This is a genomic window from Rhizobium sp. 01T417, assembly GCF_056398905.1.
Window position 1 is genome coordinate 43,393 of record NZ_JBFTQH010000004.1, and the last position, 16,389, is coordinate 59,781.

At 60.2% G+C, this 16,389-nt stretch carries 15 protein-coding genes; 9 read left to right on the forward strand and 6 right to left on the reverse strand.

The window, feature by feature from the left end; translation table 11 throughout:
- Nucleotides 1–172 precede the first annotated feature (172 nt).
- From bioB to AC1DPR_RS05740, 5 genes are read left to right on the forward strand one after another with little or no spacing between them, the layout of a single operon-like run.
- A complete protein-coding gene (gene bioB / locus AC1DPR_RS05720) occupies nucleotides 173–1,165 on the forward strand; it encodes a biotin synthase BioB (protein WP_477815846.1) in 993 nt (330 codons plus the stop codon).
- Nucleotides 1,162–2,307: an 8-amino-7-oxononanoate synthase gene (locus tag AC1DPR_RS05725; RefSeq protein WP_477815847.1), complete on the forward strand. Its 1,146-nt coding sequence runs from the start codon at nucleotides 1,162–1,164 to the stop codon at nucleotides 2,305–2,307. Before bioB ends, AC1DPR_RS05725 begins: the two co-directional genes overlap by 4 nt.
- The gene (gene bioD / locus AC1DPR_RS05730) at nucleotides 2,304–2,942 is read left to right on the forward strand and encodes a dethiobiotin synthase (RefSeq protein ID WP_477815848.1); all 639 of its coding nucleotides are present in this window, start codon (nucleotides 2,304–2,306) and stop codon (nucleotides 2,940–2,942) included. Before AC1DPR_RS05725 ends, bioD begins: the two co-directional genes overlap by 4 nt.
- Nucleotides 2,939–4,207 (forward strand): adenosylmethionine--8-amino-7-oxononanoate transaminase, encoded by a 1,269-nt coding sequence (locus AC1DPR_RS05735; RefSeq protein ID WP_477815849.1) that lies wholly within the window; start codon nucleotides 2,939–2,941, stop codon nucleotides 4,205–4,207. The genes bioD and AC1DPR_RS05735 overlap by 4 nt, the downstream gene beginning before the upstream one ends.
- Nucleotides 4,204–5,193 carry a beta-ketoacyl-ACP synthase III gene (locus tag AC1DPR_RS05740; protein ID WP_477815850.1) on the forward strand — a complete coding sequence of 330 codons (990 nt, stop codon included), beginning with the start codon at nucleotides 4,204–4,206 and terminating at the stop codon, nucleotides 5,191–5,193. Before AC1DPR_RS05735 ends, AC1DPR_RS05740 begins: the two co-directional genes overlap by 4 nt.
- A 42-nt stretch (nucleotides 5,194–5,235) precedes the next feature.
- On the opposite strand, the gene AC1DPR_RS05745 is transcribed toward AC1DPR_RS05740, so the two are convergent.
- On the reverse strand, nucleotides 5,236–5,667 hold the full coding sequence (locus tag AC1DPR_RS05745) for an Lrp/AsnC family transcriptional regulator (protein WP_018855491.1): 432 nt from the start codon (nucleotides 5,665–5,667) through the stop codon (nucleotides 5,236–5,238).
- A gap of 130 nt (nucleotides 5,668–5,797) precedes the next feature.
- Between AC1DPR_RS05745 and AC1DPR_RS05750 the strand changes: the two genes are divergently transcribed.
- The gene (locus tag AC1DPR_RS05750) at nucleotides 5,798–6,901 is read left to right on the forward strand and encodes a saccharopine dehydrogenase family protein (protein WP_062369467.1); all 1,104 of its coding nucleotides are present in this window, start codon (nucleotides 5,798–5,800) and stop codon (nucleotides 6,899–6,901) included.
- 138 nt (nucleotides 6,902–7,039) lie between these two features.
- Here the strand turns inward: AC1DPR_RS05750 and AC1DPR_RS05755 are convergent, their stop codons facing one another.
- From AC1DPR_RS05755 to hglS, 3 genes are read right to left on the reverse strand one after another with little or no spacing between them, the layout of a single operon-like run.
- Nucleotides 7,040–8,272 (reverse strand): pyridoxal phosphate-dependent aminotransferase, encoded by a 1,233-nt coding sequence (locus AC1DPR_RS05755; RefSeq protein ID WP_477815851.1) that lies wholly within the window; start codon nucleotides 8,270–8,272, stop codon nucleotides 7,040–7,042.
- Nucleotides 8,273–8,280: 8 nt separating this feature from the next.
- Nucleotides 8,281–9,813 carry an L-piperidine-6-carboxylate dehydrogenase gene (amaB, locus tag AC1DPR_RS05760; protein ID WP_477815852.1) on the reverse strand — a complete coding sequence of 511 codons (1,533 nt, stop codon included), beginning with the start codon at nucleotides 9,811–9,813 and terminating at the stop codon, nucleotides 8,281–8,283.
- 48 nt (nucleotides 9,814–9,861) lie between these two features.
- A complete protein-coding gene (hglS, locus tag AC1DPR_RS05765; RefSeq protein ID WP_477815853.1) occupies nucleotides 9,862–11,262 on the reverse strand; it encodes a 2-oxoadipate dioxygenase/decarboxylase HglS in 1,401 nt (466 codons plus the stop codon).
- A 106-nt stretch (nucleotides 11,263–11,368) separates the two neighbouring features.
- Between hglS and AC1DPR_RS05770 the strand changes: the two genes are divergently transcribed.
- Together AC1DPR_RS05770 and recX are read left to right on the forward strand one after the other, a co-directional pair.
- Nucleotides 11,369–12,283, forward strand: a complete 915-nt coding sequence (locus tag AC1DPR_RS05770) for a LysR family transcriptional regulator (RefSeq protein WP_062369463.1) — start codon at nucleotides 11,369–11,371, stop codon at nucleotides 12,281–12,283.
- Nucleotides 12,280–12,840: a recombination regulator RecX gene (gene recX / locus AC1DPR_RS05775; protein ID WP_477815854.1), complete on the forward strand. Its 561-nt coding sequence runs from the start codon at nucleotides 12,280–12,282 to the stop codon at nucleotides 12,838–12,840. Before AC1DPR_RS05770 ends, recX begins: the two co-directional genes overlap by 4 nt.
- Before the next feature lie 40 nt (nucleotides 12,841–12,880).
- Here recX and AC1DPR_RS05780 read toward each other — a convergent pair whose 3' ends face one another.
- Together AC1DPR_RS05780 and AC1DPR_RS05785 are read right to left on the reverse strand one after the other, a co-directional pair.
- Complete coding sequence (locus tag AC1DPR_RS05780) at nucleotides 12,881–13,870, reverse strand: LacI family DNA-binding transcriptional regulator (protein WP_062369461.1); 990 nt, start codon at nucleotides 13,868–13,870, stop codon at nucleotides 12,881–12,883.
- A gap of 17 nt (nucleotides 13,871–13,887) precedes the next feature.
- On the reverse strand, nucleotides 13,888–14,895 hold the full coding sequence (locus tag AC1DPR_RS05785; RefSeq protein ID WP_477815855.1) for a Gfo/Idh/MocA family protein: 1,008 nt from the start codon (nucleotides 14,893–14,895) through the stop codon (nucleotides 13,888–13,890).
- A 196-nt stretch (nucleotides 14,896–15,091) separates the two neighbouring features.
- On the opposite strand from AC1DPR_RS05785, the gene AC1DPR_RS05790 reads away from it, so the two are divergent.
- Complete coding sequence (locus AC1DPR_RS05790; RefSeq protein ID WP_477815856.1) at nucleotides 15,092–16,384, forward strand: ABC transporter substrate-binding protein; 1,293 nt, start codon at nucleotides 15,092–15,094, stop codon at nucleotides 16,382–16,384.
- Nucleotides 16,385–16,389 lie beyond the last annotated feature (5 nt).

Genomic DNA, 16,389 nt, shown 5'->3' on the forward strand with positions numbered 1-16,389 from the left:
CCTGTCAGCCGATCAGGCGCTAGCCGACACTGGAGCGCCTGAGTCGGATCGCCAATCTTCCTCAGGCGAACAAACTGAAAAACGCACTTGCCTAATGTCGCGGGAAATTATTATAGATAATTTTGATTTCTATCTACGACTCGACATCCCGCAGCGCAAAGGTTTTAGTCAAATGCAGCCACATACAGACTGTCCAACCGCGGAGAGCGGCAACAGGGGGCAACTAACCGCATCGGACGCCACTTTTATCTATAATTTGCCTTTCAGCGACCTTCTCTTTCGCGCCCACGGCATCCATCGAGCCAATTTTGATCCCAATGCCGTACAGATGAGCCGCCTCCTGTCCGTCAAGACCGGCGGATGCGCCGAAGACTGCGGCTATTGCAGCCAGTCGGCCCATTATCCGACCGGCCTCAAGGCCTCAAAACTCATGGAGGTCGACCGCGTACTTTCCGAAGCGCGAAAGGCGAGGGAAGGGGGTGCAACGCGCTATTGCATGGGCGCCGCCTGGCGCAGCCCCAAGGACCGGGACATGGATTCGATCGTCGCGATGGTCGAGGGTGTGCGGGAGCTCGGAATGGAGACCTGCATGACGCTCGGCATGCTGACGCCGCAGCAATCGGCAAGGCTCGCGGATGCCGGCCTCGACTATTACAATCACAACATCGATACCTCGGAGCGCTTCTATAGCGAGATCATCACAAGCCGGACCTTCGCAGATCGCCTTGATACCCTTGCCAATGTCCGCCAGGCCGGCATCAAGGTCTGCGCCGGCGGCATTCTCGGAATGGGCGAGACGGCAGAAGATCGGATCTCGATGCTCGTCACGCTTGCCAATCTTCCGGCACCGCCAGAGAGCGTTCCGATCAATATGCTGATCCCGATCCCGGGTTCAAAGCTCGCCAATGCAAAGCCGATCGATCCAATCGAGTTCGTTCGGACGGTTGCACTGGCACGAATCCTGATGCCCTCTTCCCACGTTCGCCTGTCTGCGGGACGAACGGATATGTCGGACGAGATGCAGGCGCTCTGTTTCTTTGCGGGCGCCAATTCCATTTTTGTGGGTGAAACCCTCCTGACAGCGGACAATCCCGGTGAGGATCATGACGCGGCTCTCTTTCGCCGCCTGGGGTTGAAAGCCGAACAGCTGGAACGGGTAGAATGAGTGCCGGGGGCCTTGCAGTCTATGAGCGCAAGCTCGCTGGCCTTGATCGCAAGGGAAGGAGCCGCAGCCTTGTCGCCGCTTGCGGCGCGGATTTCGCCTCGAACGACTACCTTGGTCTTGCGCAATCGCAGCGGCTAGGAGATGCGCTTCGGTCTGCATTGGACCGCGGCGTGGCAGTTGGGGCCGGGGGTTCGCGCCTGCTACGCGGCAATCATCCGGAGCATGACGCGCTGGAACGGGAGGCTGCCGCGTATTTCGGGGCAGCACGGGCGCTCTACTTCGCCAACGGTTATGCTGCCAATGTGGCGTTGTTCTCAACCTTGCCACAGCGCCAGGACATCATCCTTCATGATGCGCTCATCCATGCCAGCGCTCATGAAGGGATTTCTGCCAGCCGGGCGCCATCGATCGCGACCGCACACAACGATGTCAACGCCGTCGCCGACGCCATCCGATCATGGCGGGGAGCCGGCGGCACCGGCCGACCCTGGATCGCTGTCGAAAGTCTCTACTCGATGGACGGGGATCGCGCGCCACTTCGCGAGCTGGCCGAACTTGCGAGGCTCCATGATGGTTTCCTCGTCATCGATGAGGCACATGCGACGGGGGTCTTCGGAAAGGGAGGACGCGGCCTGGCGGAGGGGCTGGGGCATCCAGAAAACTGCATAACGCTGCACACATGCGGCAAGGCGCTTGGTGCGTCGGGCGCGCTTGTCCTTGCACCGGCAGTCCTCTGCGATTTCCTCGTCAATCGCGCCCGGAACTTCATCTATTCAACGGCACCATCCCCGCTGATGGCTGCGACAGTTCGGGAGGCATTGAGGATCCTCGACGATGAACCGGAGCGACGCGACAAGCTCGCCGGACTTGTCTCTCTTGCCAATCGCGACATGGAAAGGACGATCGGGATGCGATCCAGCGGCTCACAGATCCTCCCCATTGTTGTCGGCGACAATCGTCGCGCGGTTCGGATCGCCGAAGGCTTGCGGACCGAGGGTTTCGACGTCAGACCCATCCGCCCACCAACCGTGGCAGAGGGCACGGCGCGTTTGCGCATCTCCATCACCCTCAACGTCGAACCGGAGACAATTTCGCGGCTGTTCGAGAGGCTGGCCATTGTCATGCGAAAGGAGCAGCAATGACGTCGCGCTTCGTCGTCACCGGCACTGACACCGGCATCGGCAAGACTGTTTTCGCCGCCGCATTAACCTGCGCACTCAAAGGGCATTACTGGAAACCTGTCCAAGCGGGACTGGACGAGGAGACCGACGCAGAAACGGTCGCCCGACTGGGCAACGTTCCGGCGGAACGGATTCTCCCCGAGGCCTACCGGCTAAAGACACCAGCATCCCCCCACCACGCAGCAGCGCTTGATCACGTGACGATCGAACCCGGCGCGCTTGAACTGCCGGCGCTCCCGCATCCGCTTGTCATTGAGGGCGCTGGTGGCGTTCTCGTTCCACTGACATCTGGAATCCTGTTTGCCGATATCTTCGCTCGCTGGCAGGCACCCGTCATCCTGTGCGCCAGAACCTCGCTCGGTACCATCAACCATACGCTGCTATCCGTAGAAGCGCTGCAGCGCCGATGTGTGCCCATCTTCGGCATTGCCTTTATGGGCAAGGAAAACGCCGAAACCCAGAGGATCATCATCCACATGAGTGGTTCTCGCGAATTGGGACGGCTGGAGCCGACCAGCCCGCTTACCCACGACGGCCTGATGGCAGCCTTTCATCGCGGCTTCGACGTGTCGGTCTTTCGGAGTTCAAAGTCATGACGCGCTCCCCTGTATGGCATCCATTCACACAGCACGGCCTCGAGCCGCCGATGAAAAAGGTCATAGCGACGGAAGGCGCCTATCTGATCGACGAAGCCGGCAGTCGCATTCTTGATGCGATCTCCTCATGGTGGGTCATCACCCACGGGCATCGGCATCCGACGATCATGGAGGCGATCCGCCGTGCGACCGACAGTTATGACCAGGTCATCTTCGCCGAATACACGCATGCCCCTGCCGAAGAACTCGCCCGTGGTCTGATCAAGGTAAGTCCGGCCGGGCTTGAGCACGTCTTCTATTCGGACAGCGGGTCGACGGCGGTCGAGGTTGCGTTGAAGATGGCGCTTGGCTTCTTCCACAACACCGGCAGGCGCCGCGATCGGATCGTCGTCATGGAGCACGGTTATCATGGCGATACGATCGGAACGATGTCCGTCGGCGAAAGGGGCGTTTTCAATGCCGCCTACGAGCCCCTGCTGTTCGGCGTCGATCGACTTGCCTTTCCGGAGCCCGGTTCGGCGCAACAGACGCTTGATGCCTTTCACCTGCTTTGTTGCTCCGGCCAGGTCGCGGCTTTGTTGATTGAGCCACTGGTACTTGGCGCCGGTGGCATGAAGATGTTCGAGCCATCCTTGCTCGGCAAGCTCAGGGAGATCGCCCGCTCCCACGATGTGCTTTTCATTGCAGACGAAGTGATGACCGGCTGGGGCAGGACAGGCACCCTGTTTGCCTGCGATCAGGCAGGTATTTGTCCGGATATCCTCTGCACATCAAAAGGACTGACCGGGGGCGCCATGCCGCTCGCTGCCACACTTTGTACAAGCGAGATCTTTGACGCGCATGTTTCCACCGACCGCCGCAAGACCTTCTTCCATTCGAGCTCCTACACTGCCAACCCGATTGCATGCGCGGCAGCGGTCGCCAACCTGGAGATCTGGGCGAACGAGCCGGTTCAGGCGCGCATAGATCGCCTCGCTGCCCTGCAGGAGAAGGCGCTGCGACGCTTTGCCAATGATCGGCGCTTCATGAACGTCCGCCAGACCGGCACCATTGCGGCGCTGGACATGGCGGTCGGCTCGGAAGGATATTTAGCCGACATCGGACCGCGCTTGCGCGGCTTCTTTCGCGACCGCCACCTGCTCATCCGCCCACTTGGAAACGTCATCTACCTCATGCCACCTTATTGCGTGTCGGAAACCGAAATCGATCGCCTTTATGACGCCATCGACGAGGCAGCAGACGAACTGATCGGAACGGCAGCATGATGAAGGTCCGCTCCGCGCGCATCGCAGGCTTTGGGCACGCTGTTCCGGGTCGCTGTGTCGAAAACGCCGAAATCGAGCAATCCCTCGGGCTAGAAACCGGTTGGATCGAGCGTCGCACCGGGATCCGCACCCGATACTGGGCAGAAGAGGGCGACACCCTCAGCGGGCTTGCCACCGAAGCCGGAGCCATGGCCCTCGACAATGCCGGGATCGATCGATCCGAGGTCGGCCTGATGCTCCTGGCAACCTCCACGCCGGATCAGCTGCTGCCCCCGACGGCGCCACTCGTGGCACACAGGCTTGGACTTGATCACTGTGGCGCGATCGACCTGGCCGGCGCCTGCTCCGGTTTTCTTTATGCCCTGACACTCGCAGACGCATTCGTTCGCACCCAGGGGACGCCGGTTCTTGTCGTTGCCGCCAATATTCTCAGTCGCCGCATCAATCCGGCCGAGCGAGCCAGTTGCGTATTGTTTGCTGACGCGGCGGGCGCAGTCGTGCTGACGCCCTCCAGCGATCCTTCCGTCGGAATTCTCGGCACTGAACTCTGCTCCGAGGGCAGCAACTATGACCTGATCTCGATTGCCGCCGGCGGCAGCAACAAGCCCTTCGCGCCGGGGCGCGCCGCCACGGACTATCTGATGACGATGCGAGACGGACGTGAGGTGTTTTCCCGGGCGGTCGAGATGATGAGCACCGCCTCGCAGCGGACGCTCGACATGGCTGGCGTGGAAGCTGCAGCGATCACCCGATTTGTACCGCACCAGGCCAATGTCCGGATATTTCAGGCAGTTGCAACCAATCTCGGGATCGGGCCCGAACGGACCGTCTGCTCGCTGGACCGGTTCGGAAACTCTTCCGCCGCGACGATTCCGCTCACCTTGTCGCTGGATGCAGCCGCCCGGCCCCTCAGAGAGGGTGAAACCCTTCTTCTTGCAGCAGCCGGTGCTGGTCTCACCGGGGCGGCCGTCACCTACCGCGTCTAGTGCTTCCGGCAATCCAGGCTGACCGCGAGATGCAGCTGCCCTTTAGCGGTTGATGCGCGTCGACAGGATGATCGAAGAGAGGGTTTTCTCGACGCCGTCGATATCACCGATCTTGTCGATGGCGGAATCGAGCTCGCTGATCGAGCCGGCGGCAACGATTGCGATCATGTCGAAGCTACCGCTGACCGAATGGACCGAGCGGACGTCCGCAATTGCCTGCAGCTCTTGGGTGACGCGTCCGAGCGCCTTGGCAGCAAGGGTGATCAGCACGTGGGCCTTTATCTGACCGCTCTCGAAGTTATCCGACAGCCGCACGCCATAGCCTGCTATGACGCCGTCGCGCTCCAGGCGCTCGATCTTGGCCTGCACTGTTGTGCGCGACAGGCCGAGCTTGCGGGCCAGCATGGCGGTCGGCATCCGGGCGTTTTCGCTGAGAATCGACAGAAGCTGCCGATCCTTGTCACTCATCGTCATATTGATCAATCCAGACGGCGATATGCCAAAGAATTCCAGTCGATTTTATCATTCTCGCGCTGTGAATCAACCAAACCGACAGGAATAAAGGGGGCATAAAGATTTCTCGAACCAATATGAGGGAACGCATATGAAAAACATTGTCGTCATCGGCGCTGGCAAGATCGGCTCTACGATCGCCCGTCTTCTCATCCATTCCGGCGACTACCACGTCACGCTTGCCGACCGCAGCAAGCAACAGCTGGATCACATGGAGGCCAACGCCGCGCTCAGCCTGGCGGAAGTGGACATTGCCGACCACGCAGCCTTGGTCAAACTCCTTTCCGGCAAGTTTGCCGTGCTGAGCGCCGCCCCGTTCCATCTGACGATTGCCATCGCCGAGGCTGCGGCCGAAGCCGGCGTGCACTACCTCGATCTGACCGAAGACGTCGAATCCACCCGCCGCGTCAAGGCCATTGCTGCCGGTGCATCCACCGCGTTCATACCGCAATGCGGCCTGGCGCCGGGCTTCATCTCGATCGTCGCCAACGATCTTGCGAGCCGCTTCGACAAGCTCGACAGTGTTCGCATGCGCGTCGGCGCCTTGCCGCAGTATCCCTCGAATGCCTTGAACTACAACCTGACCTGGAGCACCGACGGCGTCATCAACGAGTACATCGAGCCCTGCGAGGCGATCGTCGACGGCCAGCTCATCGAAGTGCCGGCTCTGGAAGAGCGGGAAGAGTTCTCCCTCGACGGCGTGACCTATGAGGCCTTCAATACCTCCGGCGGTCTCGGCACGCTGTGTGAGACGCTGAAGGGCAAGGTTCGCACGCTGAACTATCGTACGATCCGCTATCCCGGCCACGCCGCGATCATGAAGGCACTGCTGAGCGACCTCGGACTGCGTCATCGCCGCGAAGTTCTCAAGGACATCCTCGAGCACGCCTTGCCGTCGACGATGCAGGACGTCGTCATCGTCTTCGTCACTGTGTCCGGTTGGAAGAACGGCCGTCTCGTGCAGGAAACCTATGCCAACAAGGTCTACAGCGCTGTTGTCGCCGGCCGCATGATGAGTGCGATCCAGATCACCACCGCCTGCAGCATCTGCGCCGTGCTCGATATGCTGGCCAAGGGTGAGTTGCCTGGCAAGGGTTTCATCCGCCAGGAAGATATTGGTCTCGACGCATTCCTCGACAGCCGCTTCGGCCACCACTATGCGCAGAAGGCGTACGGCGAAAAGATCGCCGGCTGATCGTCCGATCAAAGTGGACAGGAAAAAGCGCCCGGAAGTGATCCGGGCGCTTTTGCGTTGTCTGCCTGGCAACGAAAGCCAAACTCAATTCACTTTGTCCTGTGGCGGGAAAATGGCGACCCTCTCTCGCTCAGACAATCAGCCGAGCCGCCTGCAAGCCGCTGCGATTCGCTCCAGGGCTTCCTTCAGGTCCGCTTCCGCTGAAGCGTAGGAGATCCTGAAGTACGGCGACAGGCCGAAGGCCGAGCCCGGAACGACAGCGACATTCGCCTCCTCGAGCAGATAGGCGCAGAACTCGCTGTCCGACGTGATCTTGCGGCCGCCTGGGGCAGTCCGGCCGAGAATGTCGCCACATCCGGAGAAGGTATAAAAGGCGCCCTCGGGAACGCGGCATTCGAGACCATCAATTGCGTTCAGACCGGAAACGACGAGATCGCGGCGCCGCTTGAAGCTCTGCGTTCGCTCGGCAAGAAAATCCTGCGGCCCGTTGAGTGCGGCAACGGCGGCAGCCTGGCTGATCGAAGATGGGCAGGACGTCGCCTGGCTCTGCACCACGGCCATAGCCTTGATAAGCGCCTTCGGGCCACCTGCATAGCCGATACGCCACCCGGTCATGGCATAGGCCTTGGAGACACCGTTGATCGTCAGCGTGCGCTCACGCAGGCGCGGCTCCAGCTGCAACGGCGTGACGAACCGAAAATCGTCATAGACGATGTGCTCATACATATCGTCGACCATCAACCAGACATGCGGATGCCTGAGCAGTACATCCAGCAATGGGCGATAGTCCTCGGCGCTATAGGCAGCACCGGACGGATTGGACGGCGAATTCAGCAGCAGCCAACGCGTCCGCGGCGTGATCGCCGCTTCGAGTTTTTCGGCGGTCAGCCGGAAGCCGCTTTGCGCATCGCATGGGACAAGCACCGGCTTGCCTTCGCAGATCTGAACGATATCGGAATAGGACGTCCAGTAGGGCGTGGGAATGATAATCTCGTCGCCGGGATCGACGGTTGCCATCATCGCGTTGAAGAGGATCTGCTTGGCGCCGGTGGCAACGGTTATCTCGCCAACTTCGAAGGAAACTTCGTTCTCGCGCTGAAACTTGGCGCGGATTGCTTCCTTCAACGCCGGCGTGCCGTCGAGCGCCGTGTATTTCGTGTCGCCGCGCTGCATTGCGTCCCATGCAGCCTGCTTGACATGGTCTGGCGTTTCAAAATCAGGCTCACCGGCTCCAAGGATGATGACCGGCTTGCCGTCCCGTTTCATGGCAGCGGCGCGCGCCCCGATCTGCAGGATCTCCGAGACGCCTATGGCAGATATCCGCGAGGCGGGACGAAAGCCCGCCTCTTCAATCTTCACATCGATCGTCATGGCAACACCTATTCGATCTCGAAGGAAACGCCCTGCGCCAGCGGCAGAGCCTTCGAATAGTTGATCGTGTTGGTTGCACGGCGCATGTAGGCCTTCCACGCATCCGAACCGGACTCGCGGCCACCACCGGTCTCCTTCTCGCCACCGAATGCGCCACCGATTTCAGCGCCTGATGTTCCGATGTTGACGTTTGCAATACCGCAATCGGATCCATCGGCTGACAGGAAGCGCTCCGCTTCACGCAGGTCCAGCGTGAAGATCGACGAGGAAAGCCCCGCGCCGACGGCATTGTGGTCTTCGATAACGCTGTCGAAGTCGGAGTATTTCATCACGTAGAGGATCGGCGCGAAGGTCTCTTCCAGCACCGGCCCGACCTGCGACGGCATTTCCACGAGCGCCGGCTTGACGTAATAGGCCTTGTCGTGGGGCATCGCGACGCGCTCACCGCCGTTGACCGTGCCACCATGGGCTTTCGCCTCGCCGATCGCCTTTTGCATATTGTCGAAGGCAAGCTTGTCGATCAGGGGACCGACCAGAGCCGTGCTTTCAAGCGGATTGCCGACAGAGACATTGGCATAGGCCTTTTTCAGGCGCGGTACGAGCTGATCATAAACACTCTCGTGGACGAACAGGCGGCGAAGTGTCGTGCAGCGCTGGCCGGCCGTGCCCATTGCCCCGAAGGCAATTGCGCGCAGCGCCATGTCGAGATCGGCAGACGGGCAGACAATGCCGGCATTGTTGCCGCCGAGTTCCAGGATCGAACGGGCAAAGCGGCGAGCAAGTCGAGGACCGACATCCCGTCCCATACGCGTGGAACCCGTCGCCGAAACCACCGGCACCTTCGGATGGTCGACCAGGACCTCGCCGATCGCACGGTCGCCGATCAGCACTTCGCTCAGGCCCTCTGGCGCATCACCGAAGCGGGCAATGGCGCGCTGCAGGATGGCCTGCGATGCAAGTGCGGTCAGCGGCGTCTTTTCGGAAGGCTTCCAGACGACCGCGTTGCCGCAGACCAGCGCCAGAGCAGCGTTCCAGGCCCAGACTGCGACAGGAAAGTTGAAGGCAGAGATGACACCGACAACACCGAGGGGATGCCAGGTTTCCATCATTCGATGCCCCGGCCGTTCGGTTGCGATGGTCAGACCATAGAGCTGGCGGGAAAGACCGACCGCGAAATCGCAGATGTCGATCATCTCCTGTACTTCCCCCAGGCCTTCGGACGGAATCTTGCCGGCTTCGATCGATACCAGTCGACCAAGCTCCGTCTTGACGGCACGCAACTCTTCGCCCAGGAGGCGGACAAGCTCACCGCGCTTCGGCGCCGGGACAAGGCGCCAGGTCTGGAATGCGCGCGCAGCCTTGTCGATCTTCGCGCCCGCCGCGTCCTGGCTGTCTGGCTTCAAAGCCGCGAGCTGCTCGCCCGTGACCGGGCTGTAGGAGGCCAGGTCGCCGCCTGTGTAGAGCGCCTTGTCGACGCCGATCTTGTCGAGGAGCCCGACGGCTTCTTGTGCCACATTCACTGTTCTTGCTGCGATGGTCATTTGTGCACTCTTTGACGTTTTGAATGGTTGCTGGTTCGGTCTGTTGGCCTACTCGGCCGCCTGCGCCGCGGTCAGAAGGGCCCGGCATTCGGCGATTGATTGCGCCTCGATATCAGCATAGTGATCGAATTCGTTGAGAACCGAGGCGCCGAGGTCCCGCTCGAAGCGCTGCTGATTGGGGCTTGCAGTAAACTCCTGCGCAGCCTCGTCCCCGAGATTGGACTGGAAGATACCCGCAGCACTGACGGGCAGGAAGTCTTCGTAGACAATCGGGTCGAAGCAGATGAGGCCTTCCGCCACAAGTTGATCGACACTGGCATCAGCCGAGGCAATCGCGCTCCGGCCTTTCGGCGTGAGTGAGTAGCTGAAGTAGCCAAGACCCTGGTCGCGAATTTCGGCCCAGCTGTCCGGGAAAGGCGCGAAAGCCTCGGCGAGTGCTTTTTCGTAAGCCGCAGCGTTCGAGCCATCGGCCGCGGGGCGCACGACCTTGCGCGAATCCGCCAGGAGCTTGTCGTAGAAGGCGCGGCCCTTCGGTGTCAGGGCGATGCCGCGGCTCTCAATCTCCCCAAAACGCGCGGTATGCGTGCCCTGCTGCCAGTTCCCGCCCGCATCCTTGAAAGAGACGGCTTCCTCGAGGGCCTTGAACGACGTCTGCCGCAGCAGAATCGCGCAACGACGGCTCGGCGGACCTTCGACAACTGCCTTCGGCGCAATGCCATATTCCGGCATCAGCCGCTGCACTTCGTCGATATCAAGCGTGCGGGGTGTCAGGTGATTGATGTGCGGTCCCTTGAAGGAGACAACGTCGGCTATAAGCCGGTGCGCATCATGCAAGCGCCTGTACATGGCGAGATCAACGTTCGCCTGATGATGCCAGCGGAAAGTCTCCAGCACTTCTGCGACGAAGCGCTTGGCATCGTCCTCGCCTAGACCGCCCTCGCGCTCGGCCCTTTCAGTCAGTTCGATGGCGCCAGCGGTAAAGATATGACGCTTCTGCAGGACCGTCTCGGCTTCGGCGCGCAGTTCTTCGTCGGCAATCAGGTCGAGGCGCAGCAGCGAGGTGAAAACACGGAAAGGGTTACGCTTCAGCGCTCCATCGCCGACCGGGCGGAAAGCGGTGGAATGGACTGGTACGCCTGCCTCGCTGAGATCGTAATAGCCGACCGGGAACATGCCCATGACGGCAAAGACGCGTCTCATCATCGCAAGTTCGTCGGCAGTTCCGAGACGGATGGCGCCGTGGCGCTCTTCGGAAACACGCTCAAGGGAATCCGTTTCTTCCAACCTGCGCCTAAGGACTGGATCGGCTGCAAGCGTGGCCGCATTCACTTTTGCAACAATGTCCATCAGGGTGCCGTAAGCGGGCACCTCTGTGCGATACATGGCCGACATTGCCGCCGAGAATGCAGAACGGATGCTGCAGGAGGAGACGAAACTTCTGGTCAACATATTTTATCTCACGCGCCAGTTGGAAGAGTTCATTCTGGATTGCGATCATATCGCGCGTAGAGTAGATGAATAACGATAAATGAAGCTTAGATGATGCGGTTTCGGAATGACTTTGCCTCGGAAGCTGACACCCGACCTGACAACGCTGCAGTCTTTTGAATCTGCCGCCCGCCACGGCAATTTCACGCGCGCCGCTCTTGAACTTCATCTGACGCAGAGCGCCATCAGCCGCCAGATCAAGGACCTGGAAACCCAGTTGGGGGTCCTTCTGTTCGAACGTGTCCGCCAGCGGGCGATCCTGTCGGAAGCCGGCAAACGGCTCCTTCCTGAGGCAAGGCGGCTCCTCCATCAGACAGAAGAGATGATGATCCGTGCAGCATCGGGCGCCGATGCGACTGCAACGCTTTCGATTGCGACCTTGCCGACGTTCGGAAGTCGTTGGCTGACGCCTCGACTGCCAGACTTCCTTTCTGCCCATCCCGGCTCGCTCGTCGACATAGCATCGCGCTCGGAACCTTTCGATTTCGATCAGGAAAGCTTCGATCTCGCCATTCACTACGGCCAGCCGATCTGGGCGCGGGCGACCTGCACCTTCCTTTGCGACGAGAAGATCGTTCCCGTTGCCAGCCCGACCCTTTTACAAGCGGATCCAGTCAGAACCCCGGCCGACCTCATGCGCGGACCCCTGCTGCATCTGGCCACACGCCCGCGGCTCTGGCGCCAATGGTTCGAACTCTGCAACGTCGACGCAGATCCTTCTTATCGCGGCAATCGCTTCGACCAGTTTTCGATGATCATCGAGGCGGCAACGATGGCGATGGGGTTTGCGCTTCTACCGCTCTATCTGATCGAGCAAGAGTTGAGCGCTGGAAGGCTGCAGATCGTCTTTGACCGGCCGATGTCGACGGAAAACAGCTATTATGTCGTCATGCCAGACGGTAAACGCGAACACGCCCTCGGCGTTGCGTTCACGACCTGGCTTCTCTCGCAGGTAAGTAACAGGGGCGCGACTGAATCGTGAGCGACGATGAAGCACGCCCCGACGTTCCGAGTGCGCGGATGCTGAGCTGGGCCCGAAACTCGACCATCTATCGGCTTGAGCGGCGAATGATGACCGAAAGACAGCTGTTCGATGCCATCATCAGGAAGGCGAAACAGAAATTCGAGAACATCACCCAGATGCAGCTCAGGGCGGTTGCGGATTCAGCCGTTGCGTTCGCCCATGAGAACGGCGGCTTGAACGACACCACCTATGCGGAGGTCAGCACACGCTCCGCCGTTCGCAGCGGCAGGTCGAAGCGGCGTATCGCTCAGACCCTTTCACAAAAGGGCGTCGATCGAGAAATCATCACGGCCGCGCTTGATGAGGCCGATGAATTGCTGGCAGCAGTGGTCTTTGCGCGCAAGCGCGCCTTCGGGCCATTTCGTCGTGGCGACGCGGATCGGGAGCGCAGCGCCAGGGAAATGGCGGCGTTTGGGCGCAATGGCTTCAGCTTCGAAACCGGCAAGACAGTGCTCAGTATGAGCCATGAAGAGGCAGAAGACCTTGTGATCGCGAGATCCCGTCAGGCCCGGTAGGCTTCAATCTCGTCTTTCGGCCACCCGCGCGAAGGGCGCTTCACGCCGTCGAACCCCAGCGAGCGGTGCAGGTGAGGGTGATGCTGTGGGGGCCCTCGAGTTCGGCATCGTGGCGCTCGATAAGGTCTACAACCGCATCGATGAAGGCGACATGGTCGAGACTTAGCGTCGTCAAGTCATTGCAGTCCCACGCCGCCATGGCGATGCCGTCCTGACCGACGATGGCGATATCATCCGGTGTGCTCTTGCCAAGCACACGGCGGGCGGCATCGCGAGCACCAATCGCCATAACGTCATTGCCGCAGATGATTGCGTCCACCTTGGAGCGGTGAAGAAGCAGCACCGCTTCCTTGAAACCGGAATCGTAGCTGTAGTCGCCGAAGGCTTCCGCGTGAAGGGTCAGCCCGCGCTTGGTAAGCGCATCAACAAACCATTTGCGGCGGAGCTTGTCGATCCAGCTCGATTTCGTACCCGAGAGATAGGCGAACCGCTTCTTGCCGTCGGCCACGATCTTGTCGATGATCTCGTCGGCGGCCACCGATCCGTCGATCCGGACGCTTGAGACTTTTTCGTTCTCGAGCGGTTCGAAGGAAACCATGATCGGCTTCGTGGTGTGGAAGATGTCAACTGCGTCCTGCATCGACACCATGTCGGAGAAGACGACGACGTGATCCACCTGATAGGTGGAGGCGAGCCGCATGAGTTGCAGCCTGTCGTCGTGGTCGGCACAGCACAGGATGATCGGTAGAAGCTGGCGGTCCTGCAGACGATGAACGAGAAGCTGCTGCTCCTCGGCTTCACACGGATTTCCGATCGCGTTGACCACCAGTGCCACCAGCCGTGAACGCTGATTGTTGAGCGAGCGGGCGATTGCATTCGGCTGGTAGCCATACTCGCGAGCGACCGCCAGGATGCGGTCACGGGTCGCGTTTCCGATCCTGGAATCGGGAGAAAAAGCGCGCGAGATCGTGGCGGAGGATACCCCGGCGAGCTTCGCCAGTTCCCTCGAGGTGATCCGCCGCTTGTTCATTGAGACATTCCACACGCCTATGGCGCGGCTATCCTGACAGGTGTCCCGTCTGCCGCGGCCGATTCCTTGATTGCATCCCAGAGCCTCGCGAATCGCAGGCCCATCTCGACGGAGCCAGTATTTTCCATCGTCCCTTCGCGAATGGCGAGGAAGTTTTTCATCGGATTGCCAAGAATTTCCGCTTCCTCGCGCGGCCCACTGGTTCGCCCGTGGGTGATCTCGCGCCATCCGCCCCAGGCGTCGATGCGAACAATCGCCTTCGAATAGAAGAAGGTGATGTGGGAGGCGCAGCCAGGAGGACCTTCTCCGGCCGCCGTCAGAGTGGCCAGCGCACCGTTCTTGAGGCGCGCCGAAACCGCTGTCGCGATGTCGACCTCCTTGCCACGATTGTTCATGTAGGCCGAGACGCTCTCGAAATCGGAATTGGCGAGGAGGCAAACGGTGTTCATCATGTGCGCGCCAGTGTCGAACATGAAGCCGCCGCCCGAGATCTTCGGCTGCTGCTTCCAATGGCCCYGATAGTTGTCGGACCAGCTTTCCCAGATCATTCCCGATATCGCGATAAGATCGCCGAATTCGCCGGCAATCGCCCGTTTGCGGGTATCGATCACCAGGGGCGAAAGCCCCCCCTGAAACGCTGTTACGATCGTTACTCCGCTTTTCTTCTGGGCCGCAATCAGTCGCTCAGCTTCTGCAACCGTCGTCACCATCGGCTTTTCAAGGAAGAGGTCGAGCCCTGCTCGCGCGACAGCCGTTGCCTGCTCGCCGTGAAATGCATGCGGCGTGGAAACGTAGATGATGTCCAGCTCGTCCCGGCAGGAAGCCAGCATCTCGCGATAGTCCTCGAAGCACTTCGGCGCCGATGCCCCAGCAGCCATGCAAACGTCAATCAGACGCTGGCGGGAGGAAGGGACCGTATCGGCAAGCGCAACAAATTCGATCTCGGGCATGCGAGCCCAGCTCGCCGCGTACTCGGCCGCTTTCAGGCCTGCGCCGATGACGCCAAGCCGCAATTTCCGTGACATGAAGACCCTCCCAAGTTCAGTGTGTATACGGTTACACAAACCAAACATTGAAACAAGGCCTATTAAATCGTGTTGATTCAATACATTAGCTTCCCTGTCCGAAACCACGCAAAAACCGTCTTGCCAGCGATTGGATTGCGTGTACATTTTCGCAGTGGTGCTGGAGGGCGCCGCGTACCAAAAGGGAGGACTTCCGTTGAAGAAGACGGTCTTTGGTGGCCTGTGCGCCATTCTGCTCAGCGCCGTTTCGACGCTGGCACATGCCGAAACAATCCGAATTGCCAATCACGGTCAGGCTGGCATCGACGCCATGAAGTCGACGGTCGAGCAGATCGAGAAGAAGTATGGCGTCACCGTCGAGGTCATCGAATACCCGGCCCCTGACAAGGACTATCTGACGAAGCTGCTGACCGAACTTGGCGCCGGCAACGCGCCGGATCTCTTCTCCATCCCGTCAACGGCCGCCGTTGCCGATATGGTCGCGGCAGGCTACCTGGCGCCGGTGACCAAGGAAATCAAGGCTTGGGACGGCTATGCTAATTTCTACGACGTCGCCAAGAAGCTGGCAGTCAGCCCGGATGGCGAAACCTACGTGATGCCATTCATGCTTGGCATCCAGGAAATCTACTATCGCAAGGATGTTCTTGACAAAGCCGGCATTTCGACGGAACAGCCGAAGAGCTGGAAGGACCTTCTCGATCGCGCAGCTGAAATCAAGAAGAAGACTGGCGCATACGGCCTGCTCTTTCCGGCTGGCGTGTCCTGGGGAAGTGGTGCGTTCGACGAGGGTTTCCAGCACCTCATCGTCGGCTCAAAGACGCCGCAGCTCGTCGATGCCGAGGGCAAGCTCGACCTGAACGGCGAGGGCGTCAAGGATGTCTTTAACGTCTACAAGCAATTGATCGACAATGACCTGATGCCGACGCAGCCGCTGCTTGGACCGGAGCCCTGGGTCGTGCCGAAGTACCAGATGTTCCCGGCCGGCAAACTTGCTGCAACGACCTGTGGTTCCTGGTGCTACATCTTCGACTGGGGTCGCGAAAGCAAGAACCCGATTCCCGAGGTCACAAAGGTTGTCGGAACCTGGACGGTCCCGGGACAAACGAGCGGCCAGTATGTTCTTGCCAACCTCGCAGCTCCATGGGCCGTCAACGCCAAGTCGGCCAATGTAGAACTTGCGAAGAAGGCGCTGATGGATATCGGTTCGGTCGAGACGCAGGTTTCCTATGCCGCCCGCATCGGCAACATCCCGTCCAGCAAGGATGCGGCCAAGAATGCCGACTTCCAGAAGCTGACCGAGCTTGTTGCGATCCACGCCGCAGCGGAAAATGGCACTTTCCTCAAACAGGCTTCCGGCTTCGGCACGGTTGCCGAAGGTGTCGCGCGCGCCACCGAAGCGCTGCTGCGCAAGGAAACCGACGCTGCCGGTGCCCAGAAGATCCTTGTCGACTACGTCAAGGAAACGCTGGGAGACGATGCGGTAAAGTAAGCAGG